Origin of the sequence: Collinsella aerofaciens, from assembly GCF_039752955.1 — a bacterium.
GTDB lineage: Bacteria > Actinomycetota > Coriobacteriia > Coriobacteriales > Coriobacteriaceae > Collinsella > Collinsella aerofaciens_BI.
In genome coordinates this window covers 25392-34865 of record NZ_JBDMHB010000022.1, presented here as the reverse complement: position 1 = coordinate 34865, position 9474 = coordinate 25392, and the positions used below count along the sequence as shown (strand labels likewise).

The following is a 9474-nucleotide window of genomic DNA, read 5'->3' as shown; positions in this document are numbered from 1 at the left end:
CGCAAAGGAAAGCACTTAATGTGCTGTCCGTCTTGCGCAGGACTGTAGAGCAGCAAACTTAACCCGCCCCGGCCCCCGATGGCCCCAGACCGGCGGGATGGACCAGTTCAGATGGGGCTTTGATGCATGGGTGGTCTGTTGGTGGGCAAATGGGTATCATACTGTGGTTACTGCGTCGACTCTATGATGCATGTTTGTACGTTCCCGACGGTCGGTTTGCCAGAAGCGCCCCGTCGGTTGTTTCAGACCCGTTTCGAAGAAAGGAAACAACACTAACCTATGGCAGCTAAAAAATCATCTCCCTTGAAGATCATCCCGCTCGGCGGCCTTGACGGCATCGGCAAGAACATGACGGTCTTCGAGTGCGGCGACGACATGGTGCTCGTCGACGCCGGCCTCATGTTCCCGGATGACTCCCAGCCCGGTATCGACCTGGTGCTTCCCGACTACACCTATGTTTTGGAGAACGAGGAAAAGCTCCGCGGTATCGTCGTCACCCACGGCCACGAGGACCACACCGGTTCGCTTCCGTACCTGCTGCAGGACCTCAACAATAAGGTGCCCATCTTTTCGAGCAAGCTGACGCTTGGCTTTATCGAGGGCAAGCTTTCTGAGTTCCGCATCCGCGCACCCAAGTTCCGCGAGGTCAAGGGCGGCAGCCATGTCAACCTCGGCGGCATCTCGCTCGACTTCTTCTCGATGACGCACTCCATTCCCGGCGCTCTGGGCGTGTTCATCCGCACCAACCAGGGTACCGTTATGCACACCGGCGACTTTAAGCTCGACCAGACGCCCATCGACGGCGTCACGCCCGACTATGCCGCTATCAGCCGCTTTGCCAAGCAGGGTATCGACCTGCTGCTTTCCGACTCCACCAACGCCACGGTTCCCGGCTTTACCAAGTCCGAGGCCGAGGTTGGTCCCAACCTGCTGCACGCCATCAAGAACGCGCCGGGTCGCGTGTTCGTTGCGTCGTTCTCGAGCCACATCCATCGTTTGCAGCAGATCTGCGATGCCGCCCGCAAGTGCGGCCGTAAGGTCGTTGTGACCGGTCGCTCCATGCTCACTAACACCCGCGTGGCGCGCGAGCTTGGCTACCTCAACATCGACGACGCCGATATCATCGATGCCTTTGACATTGATAACCTGCCTGACGACAAGATTGTTGTCATGTGCACCGGTTCGCAGGGCGAGCCGCTGTCGGCCCTGTCCCGCATGGCCAATGGCGAGCACAAGACGCTCTCCATCCACGAGGGCGATACCGTTATCCTCTCGGCAACTCCTGTTCCCGGCAATGAGAAAGCCGTCCAGCAGGTCGTCAACAGCCTGGCCAAGCTCGGCTGCGACGTGTGGGATAAGAACCGCGCCCTCGTTCACGTTTCCGGTCACGGTAGCCAGGAGGAGCTCAAGCTCCTGATGGCCATGGCCAAGCCCACGTACTTTATGCCGGTTCACGGTGAAGCCGTGCATCTGCGCGCCCATGCCCAGCTGGCCCGCAAGATGGGTCTCAAGGACGATCATATCTTTATCCTCGACAACGGCGACACGCTCGAGATGCGCGGCGGTATCGTTAAGCGCGGTACGCCCGTCGAGTCCGGCGTCGTTTACGTCGACGGCCTGCGCATCGGCGATACCGACCCCATCGTCCTGCGTGATCGTCAGAAGCTCGCCAACGACGGTATGGTTACCGCTGTTGCCATCGTCTCGCTCAAGCACAAGAAGATCGAGGCCATCGAGTTCTCGGGCCGCGGCGTCTCGTTTGCCATCGACGACCAGTTCTCCGAGGATGCCTCCGCGTCCATTATGAAGACGATCGAGAAGGGCAAGTTCAGCTTTACGAGCAGCGGTTCCGATGCCATTCGCAAGGCCGTGCGCGATTCGCTCTCTAACTTTATCTGGAGCCGTACTCGCACCCGTCCGATGATCATCCCGGTCGTCATGGAGGTTTAGTTTGGCGCGCGGATCTGCACAAAACGCCAAAGGCAATAAGGCCAATAACCAACCGGCATCTGCTAAGGGTGCCGGTTCCCATCTGCGTGCCAATAAGGGCCACGAGTCCGAGTTCGATGATTTCGAGCCCTTGGTCGAGCCCTCGGCCAACCGCGATATCGCCGGCGTGGTCATTGCCGTTTTGGCGATTGCGTCCTTTATTGCCGTGATTTCGCCGGCGACTGCGCCCGTTACGGCTGCGGTTGCCGGTTTCTACCACTTGGGCTTTGGTCTGGGCGCCTACGTGCTGCCGATCGTCATTTTGCTGTTTGCCGCCACGCTCTTTTTAGGCGAGGACTCGCCGCTCAACATTCGCTCGGTCGCGGGCGGAGCCGTGGTCTTTATCGCCGTTGTCTCCATTCTTTCGCTGGTGGTGCCGGGTACGAGCGACTCGTGTGACCTTATGTTCACGCCGCAAAATCTGTCCGACTCGGGTGGCTACATCGGTGCGTTTATTGCGAGTGCGCTGCAGAATGCCCTGGGTAAGCCTATCGCGATGGTGGTCCTGTTGGGTCTGGCCGTCGTTGGTTTTGTCATCATCGGCTTTTCGGTGGGCGGCGTTTTGCGCTCTGCTCGCGACCGTGCGGCCGATTTTGCCGAGCGCCGTCGTGCCGATGTTAACGCCAGCCCGTGGGGTGACGACGAAGCCCTGTCGGTGCCCGGCGTTGCCCGTCCGCACCTGAGCATTCTTCGTCAAAAGGGCTCCGATGCTGCCGTGACCACGGTCATGGGCAACGATGTGGACCCGGTTTTGGACGATGACGACGAGGACGAGGATCCGTTTGTCGACGTATCCGATGCCGTGGAGGCCGAGCGCGCTAAGACGACGCTGCTGCCGCGCCGTCATGTCAAGAAGGGCAAGGCCACACCCAAGTTGAATACAAGCGAGCCCGACCCGGCTTGGTCCGATAGCGAGATTGAGCTCACCGAGGGCGATGACGAGGACGACGAGGCTCCGATTGAGACCGCAAAGACAACTTTGCTTCCGCGTCGCCATGCAAAGCGCGACCAGGTAACCGGTCAGCTTTCGATGGAATACGACCCCGATAAGATTGACGAGTCCGAGCCGCCGTTTGCCGTGAATCCTGTCTCGGCAGCACCTCAGATTCCCGACTTCTTGAAGCGTCCCAAGGTTGCCGATACGGCTGTCGCGGGCGCTGCCGAGACGCCTACTTCTAGCGATGGGGGAGCGGTCAATGCCCCCGCGGATAACGAGGGCGAAGAAGAGGATGGCCTTAAGCTTCCGCCACTCGAAATCCTGCATGCCAACCCGCAGTCGGCGTCCTCCGCGTCTTCTGACAAGGAGCTGGAACAGACTGCCGAGTCGCTTCAGTCCACGTTGCTTGAGTTTGGCCGCAGTGCCCGCGTGGTCGGCTGGATCGCCGGCCCCACGGTGACGACCTTTAAACTGCAACCTGGCGAGGGCGAGCGCGTGAGCAAGATCTCGAGCCTCGAGGACGATATCGCGCTTTCGCTCGCTGCCCAGTCGGTACGTATCTTTGCCCCGATCCCCGGCACCTCGCTCGTGGGCATCGAGATTCCCAACCGCAAGCGCCAGAACGTCAACCTGGGCGACGTTCTGCCCTATGTGAAGGGCGGTCCGCTCGAGCTCGCCATTGGTCGCGATGCCGAGGGCACGCCGGTTGTCGCCGATCTCGCCAAGATGCCCCACCTGCTTATTGCCGGTACCACGGGTTCCGGTAAGTCGGTCATGATTAACTCCATCATCACGACCCTGCTCATGCGCGCCCTTCCCGAGGATGTTCGCCTGATCATGGTCGACCCCAAGCGCGTCGAGCTTGCGGGCTATAACGGTCTGCCGCATCTCTATGTGCCCGTGGTGACCGAGCCCAAGCAGGCCGCGAGCGCTCTGCAATGGGCCGTGTCCGAGATGGAGCGTCGCCTGAAGGTCTTCGAGCGTCTCAACGTGCGTAAGATCTCGACCTACAACGAAAAGCAGGCCGCCGGCGAGTTTGAGCATTACGATAACCCGCCGCAAAAGATGCCCTACCTGGTCATCATCATCGACGAGCTTTCGGACCTGATGATGGTCGCCGGCAAGGACGTGGAGGCCTCGATTGTGCGTATCGCCCAGCTGGGCCGTGCCGCCGGTATTCATCTTATCGTGGCCACACAGCGCCCCAGCTCCAACGTGGTGACGGGCCTTATCAAGGCCAACATCACCAACCGCATCGCCTTTAACGTCGCCACGGGCATCGACTCGCGCGTCATTATCGACCAGATGGGTGCTGAAAAGCTCACCGGTTTGGGCGACATGCTGTTCTCCAAGGTCGACTGGGGCAAGCCTCGCCGTATCCAGGGCTGCTTTGTCTCGGACGACGAAATCAACGAGATTGTCGAGTTCGTTAAGTCGCAGAGCGAGCCCGACTACCACGAGGAGATCCTGTCTGCCGTGGCGCCCGCTTCCATGTCCATGGCGGGTGGCGGTGGCATTGTCCGCACCGGAGTCGCCGAGCCGCAAGACGATGATCCGCTCATTTGGGAAGCCGCCCATATTGTGGTGGAATCGCAGCTTGGCTCCACATCTGGCCTGCAACGTCGTCTGAAGGTTGGCTATGCGCGTGCCGGGCGTATTATGGACATGCTGGAAGAAAAGGGTGTCGTCGGACCGCCTGACGGTTCCAAGCCGCGTGAGGTCCTGTTGGACGAGGAGGGGCTTGCCGCGCTGGAATCTGTCGACGCCGAGATGGCACGTGAAGATCGTGAGTTTGGAGGATTCTGATGGCTGCACGCTTTGGTGACATGCTGCTCGAGCAGCGTCGCCGGATGGGCCTTTCCATTCAGCAGGTCGCCAACACCATCAAAATCAGGCCGCAGATCATCGAGTTTTTCGAGACCGGTAACTTTGCTTCGATGCCGCCGCGCGGCTATGCGCAGGGCATGATTTCGAGCTATGCTCGCTTTTTGGGCCTCAATCCGCGCGAGGTCGTCAATGCCTACTTTGACGACCTGATGGCATACGAACGCGAGACGTCCCAGCAGGGCGGTCGTTTTCAGGACGCCGCCGGCTACGTCAATTCGCGTTCCTCGGTCGACAACGGGCGCTTCCTGATGGTTCAGGGCGGTCGTTCGACCCGCTATGGACAGCGTCCTCAGCAGGCCGGTTATATTACCGAGACGGGTTCAGGCGAGGAGATTCGCTCACAGCGTGACCGGTTTCGCAGTACGCCGATGCCCGAGGACCGTGCGCTTCCCGCTGCCCGCGGCGTGGCGCGTGACCCTCGTGCCGGCTACGGCGACGGCGGCTATTCCGATCGCGGTTACCGTGGTGCCTCTACGGGACGCTCTCGCGGTGGCTATGCGGATGCCGATACCACGCAGGTGACGCCGCGTCTTCGCTCTCAATCACAGCCGTATGGCCAGCGCTCTTCGGCTCCGCGTTCGGGCCAGCGTGGCTATCAAGGCCGCAGTGAACTTGCGCCCCGCTCGGGTCAGCGCAGCCTTCAGGGCCAGGGCGGCTATCGCGGCCGTTCCGATAGCAATCGCGGTCGTATGCCTCAGGGAGGCGGCCGCAGCAGTTCCAGTCGTGGACGCGGCGGATCCCGTACTCCTCAAAACAACGGACTCGATCCGCGTATCGTCTACGCCGGCATCGGTGCCGTGGCGTTGCTGCTGATTGTGCTCATCGTGGTGCTTCTGCGCGGCTGCGCATCTTCGGCGCCCGAGACCACGCCCGAGACGCCCACTGCCACCAAGACGACGGCTAAGAAGTCTTCTAAGAAGACCGAAACGGTCGACGAGGACGATGACACCGATGAGGCGACGGATGAGTCGACTGATTCGGACGCTACCAAGACGACGGCCAAGAAGGAAGAGAACGAGGTCACGAAGGTCAAAGTCTCCGTTGCCAAGGGAAAGACCGCGTGGATTGAGGTCAAGGTTGACGGCAAGTCGGTCTATGGCGCCCAGGCGACTGGCCCCTTTGAGCAGGAGTACACGCCCGAGTCTTCGATCGAGATCACCACGTCCAAGCCTTCCGATGTCACCGTTACCAAGAACGGTGAAAAGGTCCGTTACGATACCAAGACCTCGGGCGTGGCGCGTGTGACGATCACCGTTCCCAAGAAGGAGACGTCTGATTCCGAGAATGGTGAAAGTTCTGATGGTACCGATACCACCGACGGTACCGATGCCCAGTCCACGGATGGCGCCGATACCGCAACTGACGGTCAGACACCCACCGATTCTACCGACAATTGGTACGATAGCTACTAGGCCGCTCGTACGCGAAAGGAAACATCATGGCTAAAGATTCCAGCTTCGACGTCGTGTCCGAGGTCAACATGCAAGAGGTCGACAACGCCTTCCAGCAGACCACGCGCGAGATTTCCCAGCGCTATGACCTTAAGGATTCCGGCGCCACGATCGAGCTTTCGAAGGGCGACAAGCTCTTTACGATCAACGCCCCGGCCGACTTTGTCTCCAAACAGATTGTTGACGTGCTGAGCTCCAAGCTCATCAAGCGCGGCATCGACCTCAAGGCTGTCTCGTGGGATGCTCCGCAGGCGGCATCGGGCGGCACCGTGCGCGTGCTCGGCCATATCGTCGAGGGTATCGACCAGGCGACCGCCAAGAAGATCAACAAGGACATCAAGGATCAAAAGCTCAAGGTCAAGGTGACCATCGAGGCCGACAAGCTGCGTGTTTCCTCTGCTTCGAAGGACGCGTTGCAGACCGTGATCCAGTTCCTGCGCGACCAGGACTACGGCCAGCCGCTGCAGTTCACCAACTACCGCTAATATCAATCGAAAGGACCGCTCTCCAACATGGATACACCGTTGGGCTCCGTGCTCTACATCACCCTCGGGTGCGCTAAGAACGAGGTTGACACCGACCGCATGCGTTCTCTTTTGACCGCCGCGGGCTACGAGGAGGCATTCGACCCGCAGGATGCCGATATCGCCATCGTCAATACTTGCTCGTTCCTCGCCTCCGCAACGTCCGAGAGCATCGAGACCACGCTCGAGCTCGCCAACGAGGTTCAGGACGGCGTTCGTTCTTGCCCCATCGTCATGTGCGGCTGCGTGCCGTCGCGCTATGGCGATGACCTGCCTGACGAGCTGCCCGAGGTCGCTGCCTTTGTGAAGGCCGACGAGGAAGATGGCATCGTGGCGGTCATCGATGGCGTGCTGGGTGTCGAGCGTGAGATTGCAGCCTATATCCCGCAGGTCAAACGTACCGTCGAGGGTGCTGTCGCTTACGTCAAGATTTCCGATGGCTGCAACCGCTTCTGCAGCTTCTGCATGATTCCCTACATCCGCGGCCGCTATCATTCGCGCAATGCCGAGAGCATCATCTCCGAGGTGCGCGACCTGGTTGCCGGCGGTGTGCGTGAGATCGTGCTGATCGGCCAGGACACGGGCATCTGGGGTACCGACTTTGCCGACGAGGACGTCGCCGATGGCTCGCCGCGCAATCTGGCGCAGCTGCTGCGTGCCGTCGCCGAGGCCGTGCGCCCGCACAACGTCTGGGTCCGCGTGCTCTATCTGCAGCCCGAGGGCATGACTGACGAACTCATCGAGACGATTCGCGATACGCCCGAGGTCCTGCCCTATATCGATATCCCCGTGCAGCACTGCGACGCGCGCATTCTCAAGGCCATGCGTCGCTCCGGTTCGCGCCAGGAGCTCGAGGATCTGTTCCGCGACCTTCGCGAGCGCATCCCCGGCATCGTGATTCGTTCCACGGCCATGGTCGGCTTCCCGACCGAGACCGACGACGAGTTCCGCGACCTTATCGACTTTATGGACACCGTCGGCTTTGACTACACGAGTGTCTTTGCCTACTCGCGTGAGGAAGGCAGCCTGGCCGCCAAGATGGAGGGCCAGGTCGATGAGGAGGTTAAGCTCGAGCGCGCCCAGGAGGCCATGGACCTGGCCGAGTCGCTCGGTTTTGCCGCCACCGCCGCACATGTGGGCGAGCGCGCCCAGGTAATCGTCGATGGTATCGAAGAGACCGAGGATGGCGCCGAGCTGATCGGCCATGCCTGGTTCCAGGCGCCCGATTCCGATGGCGCGGTGCATCTGGACGCCAGCGAGGCGTCCGTGGGCGATATTCTGACTGTCGAGTTTACCGATAGCTTCTGCTATGAGCTTATCGGCCATGTTGTGGAGTAGGAGAGCATCGTGGCAAACGAGAGCAATAAGGAACTGACGAGTGTTTGGACGCCTGCCAACATCGTGACGTGCGTTCGCATCGTCTTTATCCCGGTGTTCATGATCGTGTCGGCGCTTTCTCACACGAGTGTTGCCGGTACGGATTGGAGCACCTTCGACGGCCCGCTCGCCGCCGCTGCCTTCATTCTGTATGTGATCCTGTCGTGCACCGATAAGGTCGACGGTTATCTGGCGCGTTCGCGCAACGAGATCACCGACTTCGGTAAATTCTTGGACCCCATCGCCGATAAGCTGCTCGTGTTCTCGGCCCTGCTGCTGTTCTTGGATTTTGGCGCAGTGACCGTGTGGTCCGTGTTCATTATCCTGTTCCGTGAGCTTCTGGTGAGCGCCCTTCGCATGGTCGCGAGTGCGGCCGGTGTGGTCGTTGCGGCCGATAAGCTCGGCAAGTACAAGACGGCAACCACGATGGTCTCCATTTGCGGTTACCTGTGCGTTTTTGCTATGGCCGGCTTGCACCTTGCCCCGGTGGCGCTAACGCTCGGCATCTACTCGGTGTCGCGCTTCCTGTACGCCGTTGCCGTTGTCCTGACCGTTATCTCGGGCGCCCAGTACTTCTGGAACTGCCGCAAGATCGTCTTTTCGGTCTAGGTCCTGGTGGGTATGACGGACTCTTTTGAGCAGATTTCCGCACATAACGATGAGCTGGCGCGTGATATTGTCGAGCGCGCGAGCGCTCGGGGCGTGACGGTTTCGACGGCTGAGTCGCTGACGGCGGGTATGATCGCCTCGACGATTGCCGATATCCCGGGCGCCTCGGCGGTGCTGCGTGGCGGTGCGGTGACCTATTGCGATGAGATTAAGCATCGCGTTCTTGGTGTTGAGCAGGAGACGCTTGACCGCTATACCGCGGTGTCGCATCAGACCGCGCGCGAGATGGCGGTGGGTTCGCTGGAGCTGTACCAGAGCGATATTGCAGTGAGCGCAACGGGTTATGCCGGCCCCGGCGGTGGCACTGAGGACGATCCGGCGGGCACTTTCTATATTGGCTGGGCGCATCGTTCCGCCGATGGGGGCGTGCCGGTTGTGGACTCTGTGCGCTGCCACTATGAGGGCGACCGTTCGTGTGTTCGTGCCCATGCGGTCACGGAGGCATTGGGTCGCATTGCCCTTGTGCTCAACTCTATGGAATAGACGTGTTTTAAGGGGCCTTCGAGCCCCTTAATTGTGGAGATAGGGACCTTAGGCTCATTTGGCGTTTGTGCTGGTTGTAGATGTATTTTTGCCTGCCTTGTTCATATTTGGTCCTTTGTGGTCAAGCATTTGGTCAGTGTTTGGTCGGCGTTTGGTT

At 60.3% G+C, this 9474-nt stretch carries 7 protein-coding genes; all 7 read left to right on the top strand.

All coding sequences use genetic code 11. The annotated features are described in order from the left end of the window. Positions 1–279: 279 nt before the first annotated feature. The 7 genes from ABHR75_RS06340 to ABHR75_RS06310 all read left to right on the top strand — a co-directional run bounded on the left by ABHR75_RS06340 (position 280) and on the right by ABHR75_RS06310 (position 9317). Positions 280–1950 carry a ribonuclease J gene (locus ABHR75_RS06340; RefSeq protein WP_022094702.1) on the top strand — a complete coding sequence of 557 codons (1671 nt, stop codon included), beginning with the start codon at positions 280–282 and terminating at the stop codon, positions 1948–1950. Between the two features lies 1 nt (position 1951). Continuing rightward, positions 1952–4732, top strand: a complete 2781-nt coding sequence (locus tag ABHR75_RS06335) for an FtsK/SpoIIIE family DNA translocase (RefSeq protein ID WP_346963903.1) — start codon at positions 1952–1954, stop codon at positions 4730–4732. Beyond that, positions 4732–6225: a RodZ domain-containing protein gene (locus ABHR75_RS06330; RefSeq protein ID WP_346963902.1), complete on the top strand. Its 1494-nt coding sequence runs from the start codon at positions 4732–4734 to the stop codon at positions 6223–6225. The genes ABHR75_RS06335 and ABHR75_RS06330 overlap by 1 nt, the downstream gene beginning before the upstream one ends. Before the next feature lie 26 nt (positions 6226–6251). Beyond that, positions 6252–6749, top strand: a complete 498-nt coding sequence (locus ABHR75_RS06325; protein ID WP_006235971.1) for a YajQ family cyclic di-GMP-binding protein — start codon at positions 6252–6254, stop codon at positions 6747–6749. Between the two features lie 27 nt (positions 6750–6776). Next, a complete protein-coding gene (rimO, locus tag ABHR75_RS06320; RefSeq protein WP_346963901.1) occupies positions 6777–8126 on the top strand; it encodes a 30S ribosomal protein S12 methylthiotransferase RimO in 1350 nt (449 codons plus the stop codon). 99 nt (positions 8127–8225) lie between these two features. After that, the gene (gene pgsA, locus ABHR75_RS06315) at positions 8226–8774 is read left to right on the top strand and encodes a CDP-diacylglycerol--glycerol-3-phosphate 3-phosphatidyltransferase (RefSeq protein WP_430392699.1); all 549 of its coding nucleotides are present in this window, start codon (positions 8226–8228) and stop codon (positions 8772–8774) included. 12 nt (positions 8775–8786) lie between these two features. Beyond that, the gene (locus tag ABHR75_RS06310) at positions 8787–9317 is read left to right on the top strand and encodes a CinA family protein (protein WP_346963899.1); all 531 of its coding nucleotides are present in this window, start codon (positions 8787–8789) and stop codon (positions 9315–9317) included. Positions 9318–9474: the final 157 nt, after the last annotated feature.

Excerpts from the sequence above, each read along its gene's own strand:
- ABHR75_RS06340 (WP_022094702.1), top strand. The coding sequence starts at position 280 with ATGGCAGCTAAAAAATCATCTCCCTTGAAGATCATCCCGCTCGGCGGC.
- ABHR75_RS06330 (WP_346963902.1), top strand. The coding sequence starts at position 4,732 with ATGGCTGCACGCTTTGGTGACATGCTGCTCGAGCAGCGTCGCCGGATG.
- ABHR75_RS06325 (WP_006235971.1), top strand. The coding sequence starts at position 6,252 with ATGGCTAAAGATTCCAGCTTCGACGTCGTGTCCGAGGTCAACATGCAA.
- rimO (WP_346963901.1), top strand. The coding sequence starts at position 6,777 with ATGGATACACCGTTGGGCTCCGTGCTCTACATCACCCTCGGGTGCGCT.
- pgsA (WP_430392699.1), top strand. The coding sequence starts at position 8,226 with ATGATCGTGTCGGCGCTTTCTCACACGAGTGTTGCCGGTACGGATTGG.
- ABHR75_RS06310 (WP_346963899.1), top strand. The coding sequence starts at position 8,787 with ATGACGGACTCTTTTGAGCAGATTTCCGCACATAACGATGAGCTGGCG.